The following is a 23,564-nucleotide window of genomic DNA, read 5'->3' as shown; positions in this document are numbered from 1 at the left end:
CGATGATCTCGCGCGGCGCCACGGCGCGGCCCAATTCCCGGCTGGCCCAGGCGGCGGCGGGTTTGGGGCCGTTGCGGGTCGCCAGGCCCAGCAGGCGGGAGTCGTGGCAGAGCACGGCGCTGCCCCACTTCACCGCCAGGTCGTGGATTTGCGCATGCCGCGGTGAATTGCCGAGCACGCTCAGCACGCGGTCATGTCCCGGCGCGGTGTGAGCCAACGCGGAAGCCTGGGCCGTGGAAATGAGCGTGACATCAGCCAGTGGCGCCAGCGCGCGCGCCAGGGTGGCGGAATAACCGGCGATGCCGGATTTTTCCGGGGGCAGGGGGGTGAGCATGGCGATGCGGGGTTTTCCGCGCTGCAAAATGGCGGGTGCTTGCGGCCTCAACGCCTGCCAAAGCCTGGCGGCGATGGCCTGGGCGCTAAAGGGCCGCCAAATGTCCGCCTGCGCGGCAACAATTTCCGCCCGCCGGGCAGGGCCGTGCACCAGCGCCTCCAGAATGCCGGCCAGCTCCGCCGTATCCTCCGGCGCGAAACGCTCCCCCGCCGCGACACCCAGGGCGCGGTGGGCCGCGATGTCCGAGGCGATGGAGGGCACCCCCGCGGCGGCGGCCTCGATGACGGGCAGCGAAAACCCCTCCGCCCGCGAGGGGGTGACGACGCAGAGCGCCCGCGCATAGAGCGCGCGCATTTGCGCATCGCTAACCCGGCCGGGAAGTTCCACCCGCGTGATCGCGCGCAGGCGCGCCGCCGTCTCAGCCCGGCAGTTGCCGCTGATTACCAGGGGAATGTGGCGCAGCACGGGGCTGGCGGCATGGGCGCGGGCGAGCACCTCGGGGTTCTTGCGGGCATCATCGCCGCCGATCATGAGAATATGGCGTGGCGGCAGCGGCGTAATGCCCTTCGCCCAGGGCGGCAGCGCCACGCCGGTTATATGCGCGCGCACCGGGCCATAGAGGGCGCGCAGGCGCTCAGCGGTGGCCTCCGAGTTCGGGAAAAACACGTCATAACGCTTCAACCATGCCATCGCGGCGAAATAGTCCACCCGGTTGAGCGGGTGGGCGAGGTAGTTTGCCTGGTCGTCATAGGGGATGAAATCATGCACGCACACCGCCTTGATGATACCGGGGTCGTGCAGCAGGCGCGCCAGAAAATGCTGGTCCGGGCTCATAGGCGAGGGGTTGAGCAACACCGCCCCCGGCGAGAGGCCCGGCAGGTAGGCATGGGGTGAGAGCACTGCCGCCCGCCCAGCCATATCCGCAGGCAGCGGCGGCAGCGCGGGGTCATACAGGCCGGCGAACGGCTCCGGCGCATGGGTGATGAGGTTGCGCGCATGGCTGCCGATGCCGCGTTCGCTATAGTTGCGGTCCTGCAGGCAGCGCATGTCGATAATGAGGCGGGGCGGCATTGGCGTTGCGGGCTTTCCGGTTATAGAGCGGAGATTATGGCAATTTATCCCAAACGCATAACCGGCCTGCGCCTGCCCCTGAACCATGACGAGGCGCAGTTGCGCGCCGCCGTGTGCGCGGCTTTCGGCGTGGCGGATGCGCAGCTGCTGGGTATGCATGTGTTCCGCCGCGCCTTCGATGCGCGCAAGAAGAGCGACATCACGCTGGTCTACACTATCGATGCCGAGCTTGCCGTGCCCGTCGCTCATGGCGAGCCGGTGCCCGATGTTGCGTATAAATTCGTCACCCAGGCCAAGGTGCCGCCCGCCCGGCGCCCCGTGGTCATCGGCACCGGGCCGTGCGGCATTTTCGCGGCGCTGGTGCTGGCGCAGATGGGCTTCGCGCCGATTATTCTGGAGCGCGGCAAGGTGGTCCGCCAGCGCACGAAGGACACCTGGGGCCTGTGGCGGCGCGGTGTGCTCAACCCGGAATCCAACGTGCAGTTCGGCGAGGGCGGGGCGGGCACCTTCTCCGACGGCAAGCTCTATTCGCAGATCAAGGACCCGCGCCACCTCGGCCGCAAGGTGCTCACCGAGTTCGTGAAGGCCGGCGCGCCGGAAGAGATACTCTTTGTCGCCAAACCGCATATCGGCACCTTCCGCCTGGTCGGCATGGTCGAGACGATGCGCGCGAGCATCGAGGCGCTGGGCGGTGAATACCGTTTTGGCTGCAAGGTGGCTGACATAGAGATCACCGAGAGGCAGGTGCGCGCGGTGGTGCTGGAATCGGGCGAACGGATCGAGACCAGCCATGCCGTGCTGGCGGTGGGCCATTCCGCGCGCGACACCTTCGCGATGCTGCACCAGCGCGGCGTGTTCATGGAGGCGAAGCCGTTTTCGGTTGGTTTCCGCATCGAGCATCCGCAGTCGATGATCGACCAGCACCGCTTTGGCGCCTTCGCGGGCAACCCGATTCTGGGCGCGGCGGATTACAAGCTGGTGCATCACGCGGGCAACGGCCGCTCGGTCTATAGTTTTTGCATGTGCCCCGGCGGCACGGTGGTGGCGGCTACCTCCGAGCCGGGGCGCGTGGTGACCAATGGCATGAGCCAGTATTCGCGCAACGAGCGCAACGCCAATGCGGGCATCGTGGTCGGCATCACGCCCGCTGACTACCCCGGCGATGTGCTGGCCGGCGTGGAATTCCAGCGCCGCTGGGAGTCTGCCGCCTATGCCGCGGGCGGCGGCACTTACGCGGCGCCAGGGCAGCTGGTGGGGGATTTTATCGCCGGGCGGGCTTCGAAGGCGTTCGGCGAAGTGCTGCCCTCCTATAAACCGGGCGTTCACCTCACAGACCTCGCCCCCACCCTGCCTGATTACGCCATCGCCGCCATCCGTGAGGCGCTGCCCGCCTTCGAGAAGCAGATACGCGGGTTTTCCCGGCCCGATGCGGTGCTGACCGGGGTGGAAACCCGCACCTCCTCGCCGGTGCGCATCACCCGTGGGCAGGATTTCTGCTCGCTCAACACGCGCGGGCTCTATCCGGCGGGCGAGGGGGCTGGCTATGCGGGCGGTATTCTCTCCGCCGGGGTGGATGGCATCAAGGTCGCGGAAGCGGTGGGGCTGAGTCTGACTGATCTCTGACGCTGGGGAAGCCAGAAGATCTGTGGTGTTTTGGCACAGGCTTGCGCGCCTTGAGCCTTGCCGCCACGCTGTAAAAAAAACCCCAGGAGGAGACCAGAATAATGAGCACAACTTATAAAGGCAGCTGTTTTTGCGGCGCGGTGACGATTGAGGCCACAGGGGCCCCGGCGGGCATGGGCTATTGCCATTGCGGGTCCTGCCGGTCGTGGTCAGCCTCGCCGGTGAATGCGTTTACCTTATGGAAGCCGGAGGATGTACGGGTCGCCGAGGGGGAGGACGCACTCGTGAGCTACGCCAAAACCCCGGCGAGCGAGCGCGCATTTTGCAAAAAATGCGGCGGGCATGTGCTTACGCGCCATCCGGGCTTCGGGCTGGTGGATATTTTCGCGGCCACCTTGCCCGATCTGGCTTTTATCCCCCAGTTGCATGTGAATTATGCCGAGACGGTGCTGCCCATGCATGATGGTCTGCCCAAGCTGAAGGATTTCCCCGCCGAGCTGGGCGGTTCCGGCGAGAGCGTTCCGGAATAGCATTCGCCCTTCAACTTATTGAATAAATAATAAAAGTCTTTTGGGGCGCCGTCTTTTTCCAAAAAAAGACGGCGCTCTTTCGCGCTTCCTCGCGCGCGCGGTTTCCCGCCAAAAACCCAGCAAGCCAATAGGAAAAACGCCCGCGCGCATATGGCCCAGCCGCAGCCGGAATATGCCCGCTTTCAATCATCCCGGCCGGAGGCAAGGCTCATTTCAGGTGATTTTCGCGCTTGGCGCCACGCCTGTATTTCTGCCAGGCAAGCGGTGCTATAGAGAAAGTCACACGAATTAAGCGGGTTTAGGAGAAGGTTCATGCTGTCGCAAAAATGCAAATATGCGCTGCAGGCGCTGTTGGTGTTGGCGCGCGGGAACAGCGATGAGCTGCTGCTGGTGAGCGACATTGCCGAGCGTGAAAATCTGCCGAAAAAATTTCTTGAGGCGATTTTGCTGGAGCTCAACCGCAATGGCTTGGTGCGCAGCCGCCGCGGCCGTGGCGGCGGCTACGCCCTGGCCAAACCGGCGGACCTGATCACCTTCGGGCAGGTCGTGCGGATCATGGACGGCCCTTTGGCGCCGCTCTCCTGCGTCAGCGTGAATTATTACCGCAAATGCGACGACTGCCGGGACGAGCAGAGCTGCGAGATCCGCCGGGTGATGCGCCGGGTGCGCGATGCGGTGGCGCGTGAGCTGGATGGCACCTCGCTGGCGCAAGCGCTGGCCGAAGGCAAGGCCCGCACGGTGCTGGAGGGTTGAGCAAGCCCGCCGCTCAGGCGGCTTTGGCGAGTTTCACTGAAAGCGGCACATGGTCAGAGGGCTGCGGCTTGGCGCGTTCATCCTTATGGATGATCATATCCGTCAGCCGTTCCGCCAGACGCGGCGAGAGCAGCTGAAAATCAATCCGCAGCCCGGCGTTGCGGTCCCACGCTCCGGCCTGATAATCCCAGAAGGTATAGAGGGTCTCGCTGGGGTGCAGCGCGCGGGTGGCGTCGGTCAGCCCGGTCCAGATTAGCGCGTTGAAGGCCGCGCGCGTCTCCGGGCGGAGCAGCGCATCGCCCGCCGGCAGGGCGCGGGGGGCGAAATCAGCGCCGGTTGGGCAGACGTTGTAATCACCCGCCAGGATGAAATCGGCATCAGCCTCCATAAGGCTTGCTGAATGCGCGCGCAGCGCCGCCATCCAGGCCAGCTTGTAGGCATAGCCTTCATCCCCGCCGGAATTGCCGTTGGGCAGGTAGAGATTGCCAACCGTAATGCCTTGGGCGCGCACCTCGATGAAGCGCGCATGCGTGTCGGACTCCGGCATGCCCGGCAGCTTTGGGTGCAAAACCTCAACCGGCGCGCGGTGCAGCACAGCGACGCCGTTATAGGATTTCTGGCCGACGACCACGGCATCATAACCCAGGTTCTTGAAAGCCATGCGCGGAAACTGGTGTTCCTCGCATTTTATTTCCTGCAGCAGCAGCAGGTCCGGCTGCTCGCGGGCGAGAAAATCGGCGACATGCGACTCGCGCGTGCGCACCGAGTTCACGTTCCAGGTGGTGATCTTAATCAACGGAAAACGACGTGCCGCAGCCGCAGGAGGATTTGGCGATCGGGTTTTTCACCGCAAAATGCGCGCCCATCAGGGAGTCCTTGAACTCCAGCTCCGCGCCTGCGAGCAACTCCAGGCTGCTGGGGTCAACAAACACGGTCGCGCCCTGCGCCTGGATCACCAGATCGTCAGGGTGCTGCTCGGCGGTGAGGTTAAACCTGTACTGAAAACCCGAACAGCCACCCGCCATCACCTCCACGCGCAGGGCTTTCTGCGCTGGTTCGCTTTGCAGAATCTCCGCCACCCGTGCGGCGGCGGCCGGAGAAAGCCGGAAAGTTTCAAGTGTTTCGCTCATGCCTGCTTATATAGTGCGTCCGGGCCTTGGAGGTAAGGGTGGGGATGGGTTAAGGCTGAGCGTATGACGTTAGCCCCTTATGCGGTGCAGGCGGCGCGCTCGCGCGGCCGGCAATTCGCCGAAATCCACTCCGATGACCGCAGCCCCTATCAGCGCGACCGCGACCGCGTGGTGCACTGCTCGGCCTTCCGCAAGCTGCAGTACAAAACCCAGGTGTTTGTCACCCGCGAGGGCGATTTCTACCGCACCCGGCTGACCCACAGCCTGGAGGTGGCGCAGATCGCGCGCAGCATCGCGCGCAAGCTGGGGCTGGATGAAGACCTGACCGAGTGCCTCGCTTTGGCGCATGATCTGGGGCATCCGCCCTTTGGCCATGCGGGCGAGCGCGGGCTGAACGAGGCGCTGGAAGCCTTTGGCGGGTTTGACCATAACGCGCAGAGCCTGCGTGTCGTCACCCTGCTGGAGCATCGCTACGCCGCGTTTGACGGGCTGAATTTAAGCTGGGAGACGCTGGAGGGCCTGGCCAAGCACAACGGCCCGCTGCGTAACCCCCCGGCCTATATCGCCGCGTTTGACGTGAAATACCCGCTCGACCTGTTGCGCCAGACCTCCGCCGAGGCGCAGGTGGCGGCCTTCGCCGACGACATCGCCTACAACACGCATGACATGGACGACGGCCTGCGCGCCGGGCTGTTCGGCTTTGCCGATATTGCCCATCTGCCGCTGATCGGGGGCGCCTTGTGCGAATCCCAGTCGCTGACAGGTGAGACCAACCGCGTGCGCCACGAGCTGAGCCGCCGCATGATCAACGCCCTGGTGCACGATGTGCTGCGCGAAAGTGCCGCCCGGCTGGCGGCGCTGGCGCCGGCGGATGCCGACGCGATCCGCGATGCCGCAACCCCGGTGATCGGCTTTTCCCCCGCCCTGGCGGCGGCGCACCGCGAGATCAAGGCTTTCCTGTTCGAGCGGATGTACCGGCACTGGCGCGTCAACCGTATGACTCACAAAGCCCGGGTGGTGACCACGGAGCTGGGCCGGCTGCTGCTGGAGCGCCCGTATCTGCTGCCTGACGACTGGCGGGTGCGCGCGGGCGAGCCGGGCAGCGCGCAGGCGGCCACCGTGGTGCGTGACTATGTGGCAGGCATGACCGACCGCTACGCATTGGACGAATACGCAAGATTGACCAACCCGGCAGTGCCGGCTTGAAAGAGTGATGATGACCGAGAACATGTTCGCCCAGGCCCGCGCCTGGGTTCTGGAAGATCTTGCGGCCCTGCTGCCAGGCTTGCCCGGAGAGATTTTAGCCCGCATCGAGGTGACGCCGACCAAGGATGCCGCCCATGGCGACATGGCGAGCAACGCGGCGATGGTGGCGGCCAAACCGGCAGGCAAAAACCCGCGCGAGATCGCCGCCGCCCTGGCATCCAGCCTGGGCATGCGCCCCGGCATCGCCAAGGCGGAGCCGGCCGGGCCGGGGTTTCTCAACCTCACGCTGGAGCCAGCTTTGCTGCTGGCGCAGGTGCCGGTGATCCTGGCGGCGGGCGAGGGGTACGGCCAAGGTGCGGGGCGCGGGCGCGTCAATGTGGAATATGTCTCCGCCAACCCCACCGGGCCGCTGCATGTCGGCCATTGCCGGGGCGCCGTGGTGGGCGATGCGCTGGCGAATCTACTGGCCAAGGCGGGATATGCGGTCACCAAGGAATTCTACGTCAACGACGCGGGGGCGCAGGTCATCGCGCTTGGCCGTTCGGTCTATGTTCGCTATCTGGAGGCGCTGGGCCTCTCGCCGCAAGCCTATATCGATACCGTTTCCGGCGGCATGCAATATGGCGGCGCATATCTCATTCCCATCGGCGCCGCGCTGGCGGAGCGATATGGCGATGAGTTCGCCGAAACGCCGGAAGCCCATTGGCTGGATATTTTCCGGGACTTCGCCGTGGCCGAGATGCTGAAGCTGGTGCGCGAGGATCTGGCGGCGCTGGGCGTGGTGCATGATGTATTCTCCTCCGAGCGCGCAATGGTGGAAGCCGGCGGCGTGGTGCGCGCGCTGGACAGGCTGAAGGCCCGCGGGCTGATCTATGAGGGCGTGCTGGAGCCACCCAAGGGCAAGACGCCGGAGGACTGGGAGCCGCGCGAGCAGACGCTCTTCCGCTCCACTGATTTTGGCGACGACGTTGACCGCCCGGTGATGAAATCCGACGGCAGCAACACCTATTTCGCCAATGATGTCGCCTACCACGCGGACAAGATGGCGCGCGGCTTCACCGCGATGATCGACGTGTGGGGCGCCGACCACGGCGGCTATGTGCGGCGCATGCAGGCGGCGGTGAAGGCCCTGGCGGGCGATACCCCAGCACGGCTGGACGTGCTGCTGTGCCAGATCGTGCGCGTGATGAAGGACGGCGCCCCGGTGCGCATGAGCAAGCGGGCGGGCACCTTCGTGGAACTGCGCGACCTGATCGACGAGGTCGGCCCGGACGCGGTGCGCTTCATCATGCTCATGCGCAAATCCGACGCGCAGATGGATTTCGACCTCAACGCCGCGGTGGCGCAAACGCGCGACAACCCTGTGTTTTATGTGCAATACGCACATGCGCGCTGCCGCTCCGTGCTTCGCGCGGCGGGGGCTGTGGATGCGCGCGCTGAGCTCTCCTCGCTCACCGCCCCGGAAGAACTGGCGCTGATCCGCCGGCTCATCAGCTGGCCGCGCATGGTCGAGCAGGCGGCCGAAGCGCGCGAGCCGCACAGGATTGCGTTTTATCTGTATGAATTGGCGGGAGATTTCCATGCGTTGTGGAACGCCGGGCGCGACAATGCCGCCCTGCGCTTCATCCAGGCTGAATCCCCCGTGGAAACGGCGGCGCGGATCGCCCTTGTCGCGGCCACGGCCATCGTGCTGCGCTCAGGGTTAGCGGTGCTGGGTGTCACCCCGGTTGAGGAGATGAGATAGGCTTGAGCGATCCCGGCGACGAAGAATTCATCTACCAGACCCACCGGCCCGCGCCGCCGATGGACCAGGCCGTCCGCAAGATGGTGCTGGGGGCGGGTGGCGTTTCCGTATTGCTGATTCTGGTGGCGCTGCTGTGGGGCGGTGTGCGCGCCACGGGTTTTGGCCCGCCGCCGGTCATCAGCCCGCCGCCGGGGCCGCTGCGGGTCGCGCCGCTTGATCCTGGCGGCCTCACAGTGCCGGGGGCCGACCAGCAGATCATGTCCGGCGATGCCTCCGGCGCGCCGCCGCAACTGGCCCCTGCCACCCCGCCGCCCGATGTCGCACAGCTGGACCAGGCCGCAGGCATCAACCAGCCGCCGCCAACGCCCGCGCCAACACCCGCGCCAACACCGGCATCAACTTCTGCGCCAACGCCCGCATCAACGCCTGCGCCAGCCGCTGCGGCGGCGAAGCCTGCCGCCCCCGCGCAGGTGCAACTCGCCGCCACGGCTGATGAAGCGGGCGCGCAAAGCGTATGGGATGGGCTGAAGCGCAAAATGCCCGATCTGCTGGCCGGTAAATCGCCTGTCATTCTTCCCGCCGTGGTCAACGGCAAGAGCGTTTGGCGCCTGCGGGTGGACGGGTTTGTCACCCCCGCTGCGGCGCAGGCATTTTGCGCCGCCGTGGCGGCAAAAGGGGCGGCCTGCACCGTCGCGCCGTTTTGAAGCCGGCAATTCTCGGCATTTCGGGCTTGCATCTCCTGCCCGGCGAACGGGCGCTGTTGCGCGCGCATCGTCCCCGGGGGGTCATCCTGTTCAGCCGCAACATTCAAGACACGCATCAGCTATCGGAACTTACGGCGCAATTGCGTGAAGCGCTGCCGCCCGGCGCGGTCCTGATGGTTGACCAGGAAGGCGGCCGCGTCGCCCGGCTACGCCCGCCGAACTGGCCAGCGATGCCCGCCGCCGGAACGCTGAAAACTCCCGAGGCCGCTTACGCCCAAGGTCTCGCGCTTGGCCAAATGGTGCGCGCCGCCGGTTTTGACGTTGCCGCCGCCCCGGTGCTGGACCTTCGCCACCCCGGCGCCAGCGATATCATTGGCGACCGCGCCTTCTCATCCGCCCCGCAGGTGGTGGCGCAACTGGGCGCGGAAATGGCGCGTGGCATTATCGCCGCGGGGGTCATCCCGGTGATGAAGCACATCCCCGGCCACGGCCGCGCGATGGTGGACAGCCACCTCGCCCTGCCGCGCGTGGACGCGGCGGATCTGAGCGCCGATTTCTACCCCTTCGCGTATAATAACAACCTCCCCTGGGCGATGACGGCACATGTCATCTACGAACATCTCGACCCGCAAAACCCGGCCACGATCTCCCCCACGGTGATCCGCGATATCATCCGTGGCGAAATCGGCTTCTCCGGTACGCTGGTGAGCGACGACCTGGCGATGCACGCGCTCTCCGGCAGCCCGGCTGAGCGCGCGCTGGCGGCGCTGGCGGCCGGGTGCGACATCGCGCTGTACTGCCCCGGGGACATGGCGGGGAACACCCAGATTCTGGAAGCCCTGGGCGCATGAGCACCGGCACTCTGGAGGTCATCCTCGCGCTGGTCATTTCCGTGGTGCTGCATGAGCTGGCGCATGGCGCGGCGGCGCGGCTGCTGGGCGACACCACGGCCCAGCGGGCAGGGCGGCTCACGCTCAACCCGCTGAAACATATCGACCCGTTCGGCAGCATCCTCTTCCCGCTGATTCTGGCGGTGGGCCAGCTCTCCACCATCGGCCATGTCGCCTTCATGTATGGCTGGGCGAAGCCCGTGCCGGTCAACCCCATGGAATTGCGGCTGAACGGCGCGCGCCATCCGCGCCAGTTGATGGCGGTAGTGGCCGCCGCCGGTCCGCTGATGAACTTCGCCCTGGCGGTGCTCGGCGGCTTTTTGCTCAACATCGGGCACAGCGTTGATTTCCTGGTTTATTTTATTGAAATCAATCTTGTTCTCGGCCTTTTCAACCTGTTTCCCATGCCGCCGATGGATGGCGGGCGCATCGCCGTCGGCGTGTTGCCGCTGCCCGCCGCGCGCTGGCTGGCGGGGTTTGAGAGGCAGGGCATCATACTGGTTTTGCTGGTCATATTCATCCTGCCCCTGGTGCTGGCGCAGTTCGGCCTGCGGTTTGACCCGTTTCAGGAATCCATGGGCCGCATACTGCCCTGGGCAGAGCAGATTATCCTGCAGATTACGGGGCATGGCAGTGGAAACTGAGTCGCTTGTTCTGCAGCTTGAGGGGTTTGAAGGCCCGCTGGATCTGCTGCTGGAGCTGGCGCGCGCGCAAAAGGTCGATCTGGCGAAAATCTCTATCCTGGCGCTGGTCGAACAATTTCTCGCGGTGATTGAGGGCGCGCGGAAAATCCGCCTGGAGCTGGCGGCTGATTGGCTGGTGATGGCCGCCTGGCTCACCTGGCTGAAGTCGCGCCTGCTGGTCCCGGCCCTGGGTGAGCCGGAGGACGCGGAGAACGCGGCCGAGACGCTGGCGAGCCGCCTGCGCGATCTCCAGGCCGTGCGCGCCGCCGCGGCCTGGATGGGCCAGCGCCCGCAGCTCGGGTGGGATTTCTTCCATCGCGGCACGCCTGAGGAATTCACCGAGACCGACCGTTCAGGCCTGCGCCTGGAGATGAGCGGGCTGCTCAGCGCCTATCTCGCCGCGCGCCGCCGCGCCGGGGCGAAATTGCAGTACAAACCACGGCCGATGGTGTATTTTTCGGTGCAGAACGCGCTGGAGCGCCTGGCCCGGCTGGTCGGCTCGCTGCCGGACTGGTCGAGCCTGGAGCAATTTCTGCCCGAGGGGCTGGAGGACGGCATTCCCCGCCGCGCCGCCATCTCCGCGACGCTGATCGCAGGGCTGGAAATGGCCAAGGGCGGCAGTTTGCAATTGCGTCAGGAACAAATTTTTGGCCCAATTCTGTTGCGTAACACGGGCGAGAGTGAGGCCGTTGATGAGTGAGACAGACCAAAACCAGGCGCTGCGCCTGGCCGAGGCGGTGGTGTTCGCCGCCACCCAGCCGGTGACACCCCGTGTTCTGGCCAATCTGCTGCCCGAGGACGCGGATGTGGACGCGGTGATGGCGGCGCTGGCCGCGCTCTATGCGCCGCGCGGGGTTAATCTGGTGCAGGTGGCGGGGGGCTGGCAGTTCCGCACGGCGCCGGATATCGCGCCCGCCTTGCGCAAGGTGGTGGAGCTGCCGCGCCGGCTGCCGCGCGTGGCGATGGAGACGCTGGCCATCGTCGCCTACCACCAGCCCGTCACCCGGACCGAAATCGAGGAAATCCGCGGCGCCTCGCTCTCCCAGACCACGCTGGACCTGCTGCTGGAGAACGGCCTGGTCACGCCCAAGGGCCGGCGCGAGACCCCAGGCCGGCCTACGCTCTGGGGCACCACGCCCGCCTTTCTGGCGCAATTCGGCCTCAACAGCCTGCGTGATCTGCCCCGGCGCGAGGAATTGCTCATCGACCCCTCCGGTCCGTCCACGGCGGCGGCACCGGCGGAGGCTGGAACCAGCGCATGATCCTGAAGCTGACCCGCGAATCCCTGCTGGACGGCACTTTGCGGGCCTACCGGGAGTCGCAGGCGTTGATCAGCCCGAACGATACCCCTCAGCGCACCGAGGCCGAGATGGCCGCGCTGCTCGACGCCAGCCTCGCCCGGCACGACCCCGCCCAGGATTTGTGGGTGTTCGGCTATGGCTCGCTCATCTGGAACCCGGCGTTCGAGTATGCCGAGGTCCGCCCGGCGCATCTGCACGGCTGGCACCGGCGTTTCTGCCTCAAAATGTTCATGGGCCGCGGCACGCGCGAGACCCCGGCGCTGGTCCTGGCGCTGGACCGCGGCGGCGCCTGCCGGGGGCTGGCGTTTCGCATCAAAGCCCCCGTGGTGCGCCAGGAGCTGGAAATTTTGTGGCAGCGCGAGATGTTCGGCGGCGCCTATCATGCGCGCTGGGTGATGCTGCGGGCCGGGGAGGAGCGCTTTCCGGCGCTTACCTTCGTCATCAACACGGCCCATCCGCGCTACATAAAAGAGCTGAGCGCGGCGCAAACGGCGGCGATGATCGCAGCGGCGAAGGGCGATCTGGGCACCTGCCGGGAGTATCTGGAGAACACCATGGCGCATCTGCACGCGCTCGGGCTGGATGATGCCGGGCTGGCCCGCGTCGCCGCCGCTTTGCCCAACCCTTAAGGCTCTGCTAGCAAGCGAACAATGTTCGGATTTTCCTGGGGCGAGATTGGTCTGATAATGGCGGTGGCACTGGTTGCCATCGGGCCGAAGGATTTGCCTGTGGCGATCCGCACGGTCACCAGCCTGATCAAGAAGGCGCGCGGCATGGCAGCCGAATTCCAGGGCCATGTTGATGAAATGATGCGCGAGGCCAATCTGGCCGATGTGAAGGGCGAGCTGAGCAAGCTCCGCAATTTTGACTTCAAGAGCGCCGCGGAACAAACGCTTGACCCCAGCGGCACGCTGCGCGGGGAGCTGGCCAAGGCCACCGGCGATGTGGCGACTCCGGCCTATGTGCCGCCTGCCCCGGTGGTGGAAGAAACGCCCGAGTCGCCGGCCTTCATCCCGCCGGACGCGGCGCGCAAAAAGCCGGTTCCGGCCTTTATTCCGCCGGGCACGAAACGCTGGGGGTATTAAGTGGCCGAGATGGAAACGCCAGCCGTGGGGCCGGATGACGAGATCAACGATCGGGAAATGCCGTTGATGGAGCACCTGAGCGAGCTGCGCAAGCGGCTGATGTGGTCAGGGATCACCTTCATCGTCGCGTTCATTGTCTGCTACCATTTCGCCGCGCGGATCTATGAATTCCTGGCAGCCCCGCTGGCGCACGCTCTGGAGGCGCGCGGCGAGAAGCCGGAGCTGATCTATACCGCGCTGTTTGAGGCGTTTTTCACCTATGTGAAGGTCTCCGTGTTCGCCGCCGCGTTCATCTCCTTTCCCATGATCGCGGGGCAGCTCTGGCTGTTCGTGGCGCCGGGGCTCTACAAGCGCGAGAAGCGGGCGATGCTGCCGTTTCTCATCGTCACCCCCATTTTGTTCTTCATGGGCGGCGCGCTGGCCTATTATGTGTTCTTCCCCGTCGCGTGGAAATTCTTCCTCAGCTTCCAGACGAGTGGCGGCAATGGCGATGTGCAGATCGCCCTGCTGGCCAAGGTGAGCGATTATCTGAACGTGGTGATGAAGCTGATCTTCGCCTTTGGCCTCAGCTTCGAGCTGCCGGTGCTGCTCACCCTGCTCGGGCGCGTGGGCATCGTGAACTCCGCCGCCTTAAAAAAATACCGCCGCTATGCTTACGTCGGCTGTTTCATCGTGGCCGCCATCATGGCGCCGCCTGATGTGCCCTCACAGTGCCTGATGGCCGGGTTGTTGATCTTTTTGTTCGAGATTTCGCTCTTCGCCGTGAAGATGGTGGAGCCGAAAGTGCCGCTGGAGGCAGACCATGCATGATATAAAGGCGATCACCCAGGACCCGGCGGTGTTTGACGCGGCGCTGGCGCGGCGGGGGATTTTGCCGCTCTCAGGCGAGTTGATTGCGCTGGATGGCGAGCGCCGGGCGGCCGTGGCGCAGTTGCAGGAGCTTCAGGCCGGCCGCAACGCGCTGGCCAAGCGCATCGGCGAGGCCAAGCGCGCCAAGCATGATACCAGCGCCCTGGAGGCCGAAGGCGGCGCCCTGCGCGGCCAGATGGAGGCGCTGGAAGCCGAGGTTCCGCGCCTGGAACTGCTGATCCGCGAGACCTTATCCGCCATCCCCAATGTGCTCGACGCCGCCGTGCCGGAGGGCCGCGACGAGAATGCCAATGCCGAGGTGAAAACCTGGGGCAAGAAACCCGAGTTTCCCTTCCCGCCGCGGGAGCATTTCGAGATCGGCGAGAAGCTGGGGCTGATGGATTTCGCCGGCGCCGCCAAGCTCGCTGGCTCGCGCTTCACGGTTTTGCGCGGCGCGCTGGCCCGGCTGGAGCGCGCGCTGGGGCAGTTCATGCTCGACACCCACACCACGCAAAACGGCTACACCGAGACCGTGGTGCCGCTGCTGGTTAACGATAGCGCGATGTTCGGCACCGGCCAGTTGCCCAAATTCGCCGAGGATCTGTTCAAAACCACCGACGGCCGTTGGCTGATCCCCACCGCCGAGGTCTCGCTGACCAATCTGGTGGCAGGTGAAATCCTGCCCGCCGCGCAGTTGCCGATCCGCGTGACCGCGCTTACCCCCTGTTTCCGCTCCGAGGCAGGCTCCGCCGGGCGCGATGTGCGCGGTATGCTGCGCCAGCACCAGTTCTCCAAGGTGGAGCTGGTCAGCATCACCCGCCCCGAGGAGTCTGAAGCCGAGCATGAGCGCATGACCACCTGCGCCGAGACCATTCTGGAAGCCCTGGAACTGCCCTACCGCCGCATGCTGCTCTGCGCCGGGGATACCGGGTTCTCGGCGGTGAAAACCTACGACCTCGAAGTCTGGCTGCCGGGGCAGGGGATGTACCGCGAGATTTCCTCCTGCTCCAACACCCGTGCCTTCCAAGCCCGGCGGATGAACGCGCGCTACCGCATGCCCGAGGGCAAGCCGGATTTCGTGCACACGCTCAACGGCTCGGGCGTCGCGGTGGGCCGCGCGCTCATCGCGGTGCTGGAGAATCACCAGAACGAGGATGGCTCGGTGAACGTGCCCGCCGTGCTGCGCCCCTACATGGGCGGGCTGGAGCGCATCGCCGCGCTCTAATCCACAATCCACGCCAAGGCCGGGTTACTCTTTGTCATCAACCCGCAAACTCCCCACCGGGACAAGCGCATTGTAACGGGCTATAGACCCTACGAGTTTGGTGGGGAGAGTGTGGCGTGGTTAACCCTGTGGCAGCGCCCAAGCGCGGCAAAAAGCGCTGGATTTTCGCGGCGCTCGCGCTCCTTCTCTTTGGCTTCATCTGGTATCGCCACGCGGGCACGGGCCCCGGCACGCATAAGCCCGGGCCGCAGGCTGTCGGCGCCGCCAAGGCTGTCAGCGGGGCGATGCCCGTGGTGCTCGACGAGCTTGGCACCGTCACCCCCACCGCCACCATCACCGTGCTGCCGCAGCTCAGCGGTTATCTCACCCAGGTTGCCTTCACCGAGGGCGAGAACGTCACCAAGGGCCAGTTCCTTGCCGAGATCGACCCCCGCCCTTACCAGATTCAGCTTGAGCAATATCAGGCCGCGCTGGCGAAGGACACGGCGGCCCTCGGCCAGGCGAAATCAGACCTCGCGCGCTACCAGATTCTGGCCCGCCAGGACTCCATCTCCGCGCAGCAAGTGAGCGACCAGACCTTTCTCGTCGCGCAGGACACCGCCGCCACCAAATCCGATCAGGCGAATATCGACCAGGCCCGCCTCAACCTCGCCTATTGCCACATCACCTCGCCGGTGGCCGGCAAGGTCGGCTTGCGGCTGGTGGACCCCGGCAATTACGTCACCCCCGGCAGCAGCACCGGCATCGCCGTGGTCACCACCATGTCGCCGACCACGGTGATCTTCTCCGTGGCGCAGGCGGATCTGGCGCCGGTGCTGGTGCGGCTGGGGCAGGGGGCCACACTCACCGCCACCGCCTACGCCAGCGATGATACCACCCGGCTGGAGAAGGGCGTCCTCACCGCGGTTGACAACCAGATGGACACCGCAACCGGCATGGTGAAGCTGCGCGCCAAATTCGCCAATACTGATGGCGCGCTCTTTCCCAATGAGTTCGTCAACATCCATCTGCTGGTGAACACCTTGCAAAACGCCACGCTGGTGCCAAGCCAGGCCGTGCAGACCGGCGCGCCGGGCACATATGTCTATGTCGTCAACGCTGATGACACCGTGCGCGTGCAGCCCGTCACCACCGGGCCCTCTGATGGCACCAACACCGTCATCACCAAAGGCATCACCCCCGGCGAGGTGGTGGTGACCGACGGCGTGGACCGCCTGAGCGGCGGCGCCAAGGTCAGCGTGGCCGCGACCGCCGCCGCCCCGTGAATCCCTCCAGGGTTTTCATCCTGCGGCCGGTGGCGACCTCGCTGCTGATGCTCGCCTTTGTCCTGGCCGGGCTGGTCGCGTTCAAATACCTGCCCGTCTCGGCACTGCCTGATGTCACCTACCCCACCATCCAGGTACAGACCTTCTACCCCGGCGCCTCGCCGCAGGTGATGACCTCCTCCATCACCGCCCCGCTGGAGCGCCAGCTTGGCCAGATGGTAGGGCTGAATCAGATGTCCTCGGCCAGCTCCGCCGGGGCCTCGGTCATCACCTTGCAGTTCAACCTCTCGCTAAGCCTCGATGTTGCCGAGCAGGAGGTGCAGGCGGCGATTAACGCGGCGGGCAACCTGCTGCCCGCTGATCTTCCCGCCCCGCCGGTCTACGCCAAGGTGAATCCCGCCGACGCCCCGGTGCTCACCCTGGCGATCACCTCCAAAACCATGAAGCTGACGGATGTGGAAGCGCTCGCCAACTCGCGTCTGGCGGCACGCATCTCGGAGGTTCCCGGCGTCGGCCTGGTGACGGTAAGCGGCGGCAACACCCCCTCAGTGCGCATCGAGGTCAACCCGCGGGCGCTCGCCGCCTATGGCATCAGCCTGGACAATATCCGCACGCTCATCGGCAATCTCAACGTCAACACCCCCAAAGGCAGCTTCTCCGGCCCCACGCAGAGCTACACCATCAACGATAACGACCAGATCACCCGCGCCGCCGAATATCAGAAGATCGTGGTGGCGTATAAAAACGGCACCCCGGTTTATCTGGGCGATGTCGCCAAGATCATCGCCGCCCCGGAGAACGCCGAGCTGGGCGCCTGGGCCAACCGCACGCCCGCCATCATCCTCAACGTGCAGCGCCAGCCCAACGCCAATGTCATCGCCACGGTGGACGCCATCAAGCGTGAGCTGCCAAGCCTCACCGCCGGCCTCCCCGCGGCGATGGTGGTCAGCGTGATGAGCGACGGCACAACCTCCATCCGCGCCTCGGTCAACGATGCCGAGTTCGAGCTGGCCTTAAGCATCGGCCTCGTCATCGCCGTCATCTTCGTGTTCCTGCGCAACCTGCGCGCCACCATCATCCCCAGCATCTCCGTGCCGGTCTCGCTCATCGGCACGCTGGCCTTCATGTATCTGAGCCATTTCTCCATCGACAATCTCTCCCTGATGGCGCTGATCGTGGCGACGGGATTTGTGGTGGATGACTCCATCGTGATGATCGAGAATATCTCGCGCTACATTGAAATGGGCGAGCCTCCGTTGCAGGCGGCGCTGAAGGGTGCTGGCCAGATCGGCTTCACCATCATCTCGCTCACCGTCTCGCTCATCGCGGTGCTCATCCCGCTGCTGTTCATGGGCGATGTCGTGGGGCGGCTATTCTCCGAATTCGCGGTGACCTTGGCGATCACCATCATCATCTCCGCAGTGGTCTCGCTCACCCTGGTGCCGATGCTCTGCGCGCGCCTGCTGCACAAAAAAGGCGAGGACACACCTTCACGTTTCGAGGCCTGGAACGAGCGCCAGTTCAACCGCCTGCTCGCCGCCTACGGGCGCGGGCTGGAGCGCGTGCTGGCCCATGCGCGCCTCACCCTGGCGGTGGCCATCGGCACGCTGGTGCTCACCATCGCGCTCTACGCGTTCATCCCCAAGGGTTTTTTCCCGGTGCAGGATACCGGCGTCATCGCGGGCATTTCCCAAGCGGCGCAAACCACCTCCTACGCCGCCATGGCCCAGCACCAGCAGGCGCTGGCCGATGCGCTCCTGAAAGATAAAGACGTTGTCAGCCTCACCTCCTATATCGGCGTCGACGGCACCAACATCACGCTCAACCAGGGGCGCTTTCTCATCAACCTGAAGCCCAAGGGCGCGCGCAGCGCCCCGGCCGCGCAGATCATCGCGCGGCTCAGCCGCGAGGCCGCCGCCGTGCCGGGCATTTCGCTGTACCTGCAACCGGTGCAAAGCCTCACGCTCAACACCATGGTCTCCCCGGCGCAGTACCAATTCGTGCTGCAAAGCCCCTCGCAGGCCGCTTTTGCCCGCTACATCCCCCCGCTCATGGCCAAATTACGCGCGCTGCCGCAGCTCACCGATGTCGCAAGCCAGCTCCAGGCCGCAGGCAACTCCGTTTTCATCAACATAGACCGCACCAACGCCGCCCGCTTTGGCATCACCCCCGCCACGGTGGACAGCGCCTTGTACGACGCTTTCGGCCAGCGGATCATCTCCACCATCTTCACCCAGACCGATCAGTACCGCGTGATTCTCACTGTGGACCCCGCGAAGATGACGAGCATCGCCTCGCTGGGCAACATCTACCTGCCGTCCTCCACGGCCACCGGCGGCCAGGTGCCGCTCTCGGCCATCGCCACCTTCACCAGCCAGCCCGAGCCCCTGGTGCTGGAGCATCTCGGCCAGTTTCCCGCCAGCACCATCTCCTTCAACCTCGCACCCGGCGCCTCGCTCGGCGGCGCGGTGAACGCGATCACGCGGGCGGAAAAATCCCTCAACCTCCCGCCCTCGGTCACGATGAATTTCACCGGCGCCGCCGAGGCGTTCCAGAGTTCGCTGAACAACGAGGTGTTCCTGCTGCTGGCGGCGCTTATCGCCGTTTATATCGTGCTTGGCGTGCTCTATGAGAGCTTCATCCACCCGGTCACCATCATCTCCACGCTGCCCTCGGCCGGCGTGGGTGCGCTGGTGTTCCTCTGGCTGGCGGGCGATGGGCTGGATGTCATCGGCATCATCGGCATCGTGCTGCTCATCGGCATCGTGAAGAAAAACGCGATCATGATGATCGACTTCGCCCTGCACGCCGAACGCAATGAGGGCAAATCCCCGCGCGAGGCGATTTTTGAAGCCTGCATGCTGCGCTTTCGCCCCATTCTCATGACAACTCTGGCCGCCATGTTCTCCGGGCTGCCGCTCATGCTGGCGGGCGGCATGGGCTCGGAGCTGCGCCAGCCGCTGGGCCTGGCCATCATCGGCGGCCTCGCGGTCAGCCAAGTGCTCACTTTGTTCACCACGCCGGTCGTCTATTTGGCGTTTGACAATCTCTCCCGCCGCCTGAAACCGGCATGAACCTCTCTTCCATCTTCATCCGCCGCCCGGTCGCCACCACGCTGCTCACCCTGGGCATAGCGCTTTCCGGGGCGCTTGCCTTCTTCAAGCTTCCTGTCGCGCCGCTGCCGCCGATCTCCTTTCCCACCATCCAGGTCCAGGCCAACATGGCCGGCGCCAGCCCGGACACCATGGCCGCCACCGTGGCCGAACCGCTGGAGCGCCACCTGGGCACCATCGCCGATGTCACCGAGATGACCTCGCAATCAGGCGTCGGCGTCACGCGCATCGTCCTGCAATTCGGGCTGAACCGCAGCATCAACGGCGCGGCGCGCGATGTGGAGGCCGCCATCCAGGCCTCGCGGGCAGACCTGCCAAGCACCCTGCGCGCCAACCCGCAATACGAGAAATTCAATCCCGCCGACGCGCCGATCATGGTGCTGGCGCTCACCTCCAAAACCATGACCCCCGGCCAGCTCTACGACGCCGCCGATACCGTGTTGCAGCAGCAGTTCTCGCAGATCGACGGCGTGGGCAATGTCGAGCTCGGCGGCTCCGCGCTGCCCGCGGTCCGGGTAGAATTGCAACCAGGGCCGCTCGCGCGCTACGGCATCGGGCTGGAGGATGTGCGCGCCGCCCTGGCAGCCGCGAACGCGAACGCGCCAAAGGGATATTTCGACGCCGGCGGCATGCGCTACCAGATTTACACCAACGACCAAGCCAGCGTGGCCGCGCAATACCGTAATCTGGTCATCGCCTACCGCAACGGCGAGGCGGTGCGGCTCTCGGATGTTGCGCAGGTCACCAACTCGGTGGAGAACCTGCACAATGCCGGGCTCTACAACGGCCAGCACGCCGTGCTGGTCATCATCCATCCCAGCCCGGACGCCAATGTCATCCGCACCGTGGACCGGCTGCGCGCCATGCTCCCCACCCTGCGCGCGGCGCTGCCCCCCGCCATCCATTTCGGCATCGCGCTGGACCGCTCGCAATCCATCCGCGCCGCGCTGGCCGACACTGAGCGCACCCTCTTCATCGCGGTGCTGCTGGTGGTCGCGGTGGTGTTCGTCTTCCTGCGCTCGCCGCGTGCAACTCTCATCCCCGGCATTGCCGTGCCCATCTCCATCATCGGCACCTTCGGGCCGATGTACCTGCTCGGCTTCTCCATCGACAATCTCTCCCTCATGGCGCTCACCATCGCCACCGGCTTCGTGGTGGATGACGCGGTCGTGGTGGTGGAGAACACCATGCGCCACCTGGAAGAGGGCATGGCCCCGCATGAGGCCGCCCTGCGCGGCAGCGCCGAGGTGAGCTTCACCGTGCTGTCCATGAGCCTCTCGCTCATCGCGGTGTTCACGCCCATTTTGCTGATGCCCGGCCTGCTTGGCCGCCTGTTTCAGGAATTCGCCGAGACCCTCTCGATCACCATCCTCATCTCGCTGCTCGTCTCGCTCACCGCCACGCCGATGCTCTGCGCCATGTTTTTGCGCCTGGAACCGCCGGGCAAAACGCCAAACCGGCTGGTGCGCTGGCTGGAGAGCGCCTTCAACGCCACGCTGGAGGGTTATGCCCGCTCGCTGCGCTGGGCCTTGCGCCACGCCAGGCTGGTCGGCGCCGTTCTGGTACTCACCATCTTCCTCAACGTGCTCCTCTTCATCGTGGTGCCAAAAGGGTTTTTCCCCGAGCAGGACACAGGGCTGCTGATCGGCACTGTGCAGGCGGACCAGAGCATCTCCTTCCCGCTGATGAAGCAGAAACTCACAGAGCTGGAGGCCATCGTGCAACATGACCCCGGCGTTGCCTCGGCCGCCGGCTTCACCGGCGGGCGCGCCACCAACAGCGGCTTTCTCTTCATCACCCTCAAGCCCATGGCCCAGCGCCATGCCTCGGCCACCGCCATCGTGGCGCGGCTGCGCAAGCCGCTGGCGCGCATCCCCGGGGTGCAAACCTTCCTGGTCGCGGCGCAGGATCTGCGCGTCGGCGGGCGCTCCAGCAATGCCGAATACCAATACACGCTCAAAAGCGATGCCCCCGATGCGTTGAACATCTGGATTCCCAAAATCATCGCGGCGCTGAAGCAGCAAAAAGACCTGGCGGATGTCAGCTCCGATCTGCAGCAAGGCGGGCTGGAGACCAACATCATCATCAACCGCGCGCAGGCGGCGCGCATGAACATCACCCCCAGCGAAATTGACAGCACCCTTTATGATGCCTTCGGCCAGCGCGCCGTCTCCACTATTTACAACGAGCTGAACCAGTATCAGGTGGTGATGGAGCTGGCGCCGCAATACCAGAGCACCCCGGCTGATCTTTCGCGCATCTACATTTCCACCTCCGGCGGCGTGGCCAGCGGCACATCGCAGACCAACGCCCCCGCCGGCACCGTGCTCGCCAGCACGAAGGCCGCCAGCGCCAGCGGCACGGTTGCCAGCGTGGCGCTGGATTCAGCTACCAACGCCGCCATCAACGCCATTGCCGCCAGTGGCCGGTCCGCCGCCTCGGCGGGCAGCGCCGTGAGCACCCATGCTGAAACCATGGTGCCGCTATCCGCCATCGCCAGCTATGCGCGCGGCTCCACCGCCATCGCCGTGAACCATGATGGCGGGCGCGTCGCCGCCACCATCTCCTTCAACCTGCCCGCCGGCGTCGCGCTGGGCACCGCGGCCGCCACCATCACCCGCACCATGAGCAATCTGGACGTGCCGCTCACCATCACCGGCAATTTCGCGGGCACCGCTGCCGCCTTCCAGTCCACCGCCAGCGCCGAGCCGCTGATCATCCTGGCGGCCCTGGCCGCGGTTTATATCGTGCTGGGCATTCTCTACGAGAGCACAATGCACCCGCTCACCATCCTCTCCACCATTCCCTCCGCCGGGGTGGGCGCCACCCTGTTCCTGCTGGTGCTCAACGTGCCGCTCACCATCATCGCGCTCATCGGCGTCATCCTGCTCATCGGAATCGTGAAGAAAAACGCCATCCTGATGATCGACTTCGCCCTGCAGCTGGAACGCGGCCAGGGCCTCTCGCCCGAGGATGCGATCTACCAGGCCGCCACCTTGCGCTTCCGCCCGATCATGATGACAACTTTCGCCGCCGCGCTGGGCGCCTTGCCGCTCGCCATCGGCCTTGGCCAGGGCGCCTCGCTGCGCCAGCCCTTGGGCCTCACCATCATTGGCGGCCTCATCGTCAGCCAGGCGCTCACTCTTTATACCACCCCCGTCGTCTATCTGTGGCTGGACCGGCTCGCCACCCGCCTGCGCGGCCGGCCAGACACCGCCGTGCCGCGCGCGGGCAGCATTGTGGAGGCACGATGAAACCGATGACCAGCAAATGGGCGTTCAGCCTCCTTGGCCTGCTTGGCCTCTCCGGCTGCATGGTGGGGCCGGACTACCACCGCCCGCAACTGGCCATGCCCGCCAGCTACCAAGCCGCCGCCGGCTGGGTGCGCGCCGCCCCGGCTGATGGCGCCCCCAAAGGCAACTGGTGGCAGGCCTTTGGCGACCCGCAGCTCAACCGGCTGGAGCCCCAGGTGGCGGTGCGCAACGCAACCCTGCTGGCTGATTATGACGCCTACCGGCAATCGCTGGAGATCGTGCAGGAGGCCCGCGGCGGGTTGTTCCCCAGCCTCGGCCTCACCGGCAGCGCGACGCGGGCCAAGCAGGGCACCAGCGGCCTTGGCACCGGGCCGCGCACCTCCGGCACGTTTGAGGGCAGCGCCTCCTGGACGCCTGACATCTGGGGCAAGATCCGCCGCCAGGTGCAGGGGGATGTGGCGGCCGCCCAGATCAGCGCCGCGGACCTCGCCAACGCCACCTTGAGCGCCCAGGCAGCGCTGGCGGCTGATTATGTGGATCTGCGCGCCGCCGACGCGGCAATCGCGCTCTACCAGGCCACCGTCGCGGCCGACACGCGCAGCCTGCAAATCGCCCAGAACCAGGCGGCGGCGGGCGTTGCCGCCCCCTCCGATGTCATCACCGCCCGCGCCCAGCTTGATGCCGCGCAAGCCCAGCTCATCAACGCCGGGGTGGCGCGCGCGCAATATGAGCACGCCATCGCCGTGCTGGCCGGGCAGACGCCCGAGTCTTTCAGCCTGCCGCCCGCCGCGCAGATGACCATGG

General features: G+C 65.7%; 21 protein-coding genes. 18 read left to right on the top strand and 3 right to left on the bottom strand.

Annotated features, from left to right (window positions below; translation table 11 throughout):
* On the bottom strand, positions 1–1,405 hold a 1,405-nt coding region (locus tag HKL97_RS04460; protein WP_291422900.1), incomplete at its 3' end, for a glycosyltransferase.
* 36 nt (positions 1,406–1,441) lie between these two features.
* Here HKL97_RS04460 and HKL97_RS04455 point away from each other — a divergent pair.
* The 3 genes from HKL97_RS04455 (at position 1,442) to HKL97_RS04445 (ending at position 4,311) form a co-directional block, all read left to right on the top strand.
* Positions 1,442–3,028, top strand: coding sequence for an NAD(P)/FAD-dependent oxidoreductase (locus tag HKL97_RS04455; RefSeq protein ID WP_291422899.1), 1,587 nt, complete (start codon positions 1,442–1,444; stop codon positions 3,026–3,028).
* Positions 3,029–3,129: 101 nt separating this feature from the next.
* Complete coding sequence (locus tag HKL97_RS04450) at positions 3,130–3,558, top strand: GFA family protein (protein ID WP_291422898.1); 429 nt, start codon at positions 3,130–3,132, stop codon at positions 3,556–3,558.
* A gap of 312 nt (positions 3,559–3,870) precedes the next feature.
* Positions 3,871–4,311, top strand: a complete 441-nt coding sequence (locus HKL97_RS04445) for an Rrf2 family transcriptional regulator (RefSeq protein ID WP_291422897.1) — start codon at positions 3,871–3,873, stop codon at positions 4,309–4,311.
* Positions 4,312–4,324: 13 nt separating this feature from the next.
* Here the strand turns inward: HKL97_RS04445 and HKL97_RS04440 are convergent, their stop codons facing one another.
* Both HKL97_RS04440 and HKL97_RS04435 read right to left on the bottom strand, forming a co-directional pair.
* Entirely contained in the window at positions 4,325–5,104 is a 780-nt protein-coding gene (locus HKL97_RS04440) for an exodeoxyribonuclease III (protein ID WP_291422903.1), read from the bottom strand.
* A complete protein-coding gene (locus HKL97_RS04435; protein ID WP_291422896.1) occupies positions 5,100–5,441 on the bottom strand; it encodes an iron-sulfur cluster assembly accessory protein in 342 nt (113 codons plus the stop codon). Before HKL97_RS04435 ends, HKL97_RS04440 begins: the two co-directional genes overlap by 5 nt.
* 63 nt (positions 5,442–5,504) lie before the next feature.
* Here HKL97_RS04435 and HKL97_RS04430 point away from each other — a divergent pair, with 63 nt between their 5' ends.
* From HKL97_RS04430 to HKL97_RS04360, 15 genes are all read left to right on the top strand, one after another.
* A complete protein-coding gene (locus tag HKL97_RS04430; protein ID WP_291422895.1) occupies positions 5,505–6,647 on the top strand; it encodes a deoxyguanosinetriphosphate triphosphohydrolase in 1,143 nt (380 codons plus the stop codon).
* A 10-nt stretch (positions 6,648–6,657) separates the two neighbouring features.
* Positions 6,658–8,391 (top strand): arginine--tRNA ligase, encoded by a 1,734-nt coding sequence (gene argS, locus HKL97_RS04425; RefSeq protein WP_291422902.1) that lies wholly within the window; start codon positions 6,658–6,660, stop codon positions 8,389–8,391.
* Between the two features lie 2 nt (positions 8,392–8,393).
* The gene (locus HKL97_RS04420; protein WP_291422894.1) at positions 8,394–9,095 is read left to right on the top strand and encodes an SPOR domain-containing protein; all 702 of its coding nucleotides are present in this window, start codon (positions 8,394–8,396) and stop codon (positions 9,093–9,095) included.
* A gap of 26 nt (positions 9,096–9,121) precedes the next feature.
* Positions 9,122–9,946 carry a beta-N-acetylhexosaminidase gene (gene nagZ, locus HKL97_RS04415; RefSeq protein ID WP_408820690.1) on the top strand — a complete coding sequence of 275 codons (825 nt, stop codon included), beginning with the start codon at positions 9,122–9,124 and terminating at the stop codon, positions 9,944–9,946.
* Positions 9,943–10,629 carry a site-2 protease family protein gene (locus HKL97_RS04410; RefSeq protein WP_291422892.1) on the top strand — a complete coding sequence of 229 codons (687 nt, stop codon included), beginning with the start codon at positions 9,943–9,945 and terminating at the stop codon, positions 10,627–10,629. Before nagZ ends, HKL97_RS04410 begins: the two co-directional genes overlap by 4 nt.
* Positions 10,613–11,368: a ScpA family protein gene (locus HKL97_RS04405; protein WP_291422891.1), complete on the top strand. Its 756-nt coding sequence runs from the start codon at positions 10,613–10,615 to the stop codon at positions 11,366–11,368. Before HKL97_RS04410 ends, HKL97_RS04405 begins: the two co-directional genes overlap by 17 nt.
* Entirely contained in the window at positions 11,361–11,930 is a 570-nt protein-coding gene (gene scpB / locus HKL97_RS04400; protein ID WP_291422890.1) for an SMC-Scp complex subunit ScpB, read from the top strand. Before HKL97_RS04405 ends, scpB begins: the two co-directional genes overlap by 8 nt.
* Positions 11,927–12,598 carry a gamma-glutamylcyclotransferase gene (locus HKL97_RS04395; RefSeq protein ID WP_291422889.1) on the top strand — a complete coding sequence of 224 codons (672 nt, stop codon included), beginning with the start codon at positions 11,927–11,929 and terminating at the stop codon, positions 12,596–12,598. Before scpB ends, HKL97_RS04395 begins: the two co-directional genes overlap by 4 nt.
* Before the next feature lie 21 nt (positions 12,599–12,619).
* Complete coding sequence (gene tatB / locus HKL97_RS04390) at positions 12,620–13,054, top strand: Sec-independent protein translocase protein TatB (protein WP_291422888.1); 435 nt, start codon at positions 12,620–12,622, stop codon at positions 13,052–13,054.
* Positions 13,055–13,063: 9 nt separating this feature from the next.
* Positions 13,064–13,864, top strand: a complete 801-nt coding sequence (tatC, locus tag HKL97_RS04385) for a twin-arginine translocase subunit TatC (RefSeq protein ID WP_291422901.1) — start codon at positions 13,064–13,066, stop codon at positions 13,862–13,864.
* Complete coding sequence (gene serS, locus HKL97_RS04380) at positions 13,857–15,128, top strand: serine--tRNA ligase (RefSeq protein ID WP_291422887.1); 1,272 nt, start codon at positions 13,857–13,859, stop codon at positions 15,126–15,128. Before tatC ends, serS begins: the two co-directional genes overlap by 8 nt.
* Positions 15,129–15,244: 116 nt before the next feature.
* Positions 15,245–16,393, top strand: coding sequence for an efflux RND transporter periplasmic adaptor subunit (locus tag HKL97_RS04375; protein ID WP_291422886.1), 1,149 nt, complete (start codon positions 15,245–15,247; stop codon positions 16,391–16,393).
* The gene (locus HKL97_RS04370) at positions 16,390–19,467 is read left to right on the top strand and encodes an efflux RND transporter permease subunit (protein WP_291422885.1); all 3,078 of its coding nucleotides are present in this window, start codon (positions 16,390–16,392) and stop codon (positions 19,465–19,467) included. The genes HKL97_RS04375 and HKL97_RS04370 overlap by 4 nt, the downstream gene beginning before the upstream one ends.
* The gene (locus HKL97_RS04365; RefSeq protein ID WP_291422884.1) at positions 19,464–22,760 is read left to right on the top strand and encodes an efflux RND transporter permease subunit; all 3,297 of its coding nucleotides are present in this window, start codon (positions 19,464–19,466) and stop codon (positions 22,758–22,760) included. Before HKL97_RS04370 ends, HKL97_RS04365 begins: the two co-directional genes overlap by 4 nt.
* Positions 22,757–23,564: TolC family protein (locus tag HKL97_RS04360; protein WP_291422883.1), on the top strand; the 808-nt coding region annotated here is incomplete at its 3' end. The genes HKL97_RS04365 and HKL97_RS04360, both read left to right, overlap by 4 nt.

Source organism: Acidocella sp. (genome assembly GCF_013044125.1).
Lineage (GTDB): Bacteria > Pseudomonadota > Alphaproteobacteria > Acetobacterales > Acetobacteraceae > Acidocella.
This window is presented reverse-complemented; position numbering and strand designations above follow the sequence as displayed.

Bases quoted from the DNA above. Each gene is read 5' to 3' on its own strand.
- HKL97_RS04455 (WP_291422899.1), top strand. From the start codon at position 1,442: ATGGCAATTTATCCCAAACGCATAACCGGCCTGCGCCTGCCCCTGAAC.
- HKL97_RS04450 (WP_291422898.1), top strand. From the start codon at position 3,130: ATGAGCACAACTTATAAAGGCAGCTGTTTTTGCGGCGCGGTGACGATT.
- HKL97_RS04445 (WP_291422897.1), top strand. From the start codon at position 3,871: ATGCTGTCGCAAAAATGCAAATATGCGCTGCAGGCGCTGTTGGTGTTG.
- HKL97_RS04435 (WP_291422896.1), bottom strand. From the start codon at position 5,441: ATGAGCGAAACACTTGAAACTTTCCGGCTTTCTCCGGCCGCCGCCGCA.
- HKL97_RS04430 (WP_291422895.1), top strand. From the start codon at position 5,505: ATGACGTTAGCCCCTTATGCGGTGCAGGCGGCGCGCTCGCGCGGCCGG.
- argS (WP_291422902.1), top strand. From the start codon at position 6,658: ATGACCGAGAACATGTTCGCCCAGGCCCGCGCCTGGGTTCTGGAAGAT.
- HKL97_RS04410 (WP_291422892.1), top strand. From the start codon at position 9,943: ATGAGCACCGGCACTCTGGAGGTCATCCTCGCGCTGGTCATTTCCGTG.
- HKL97_RS04405 (WP_291422891.1), top strand. From the start codon at position 10,613: ATGGCAGTGGAAACTGAGTCGCTTGTTCTGCAGCTTGAGGGGTTTGAA.
- scpB (WP_291422890.1), top strand. From the start codon at position 11,361: ATGAGTGAGACAGACCAAAACCAGGCGCTGCGCCTGGCCGAGGCGGTG.
- HKL97_RS04395 (WP_291422889.1), top strand. From the start codon at position 11,927: ATGATCCTGAAGCTGACCCGCGAATCCCTGCTGGACGGCACTTTGCGG.
- tatB (WP_291422888.1), top strand. From the start codon at position 12,620: ATGTTCGGATTTTCCTGGGGCGAGATTGGTCTGATAATGGCGGTGGCA.
- tatC (WP_291422901.1), top strand. From the start codon at position 13,064: ATGGAAACGCCAGCCGTGGGGCCGGATGACGAGATCAACGATCGGGAA.
- serS (WP_291422887.1), top strand. From the start codon at position 13,857: ATGCATGATATAAAGGCGATCACCCAGGACCCGGCGGTGTTTGACGCG.
- HKL97_RS04365 (WP_291422884.1), top strand. From the start codon at position 19,464: ATGAACCTCTCTTCCATCTTCATCCGCCGCCCGGTCGCCACCACGCTG.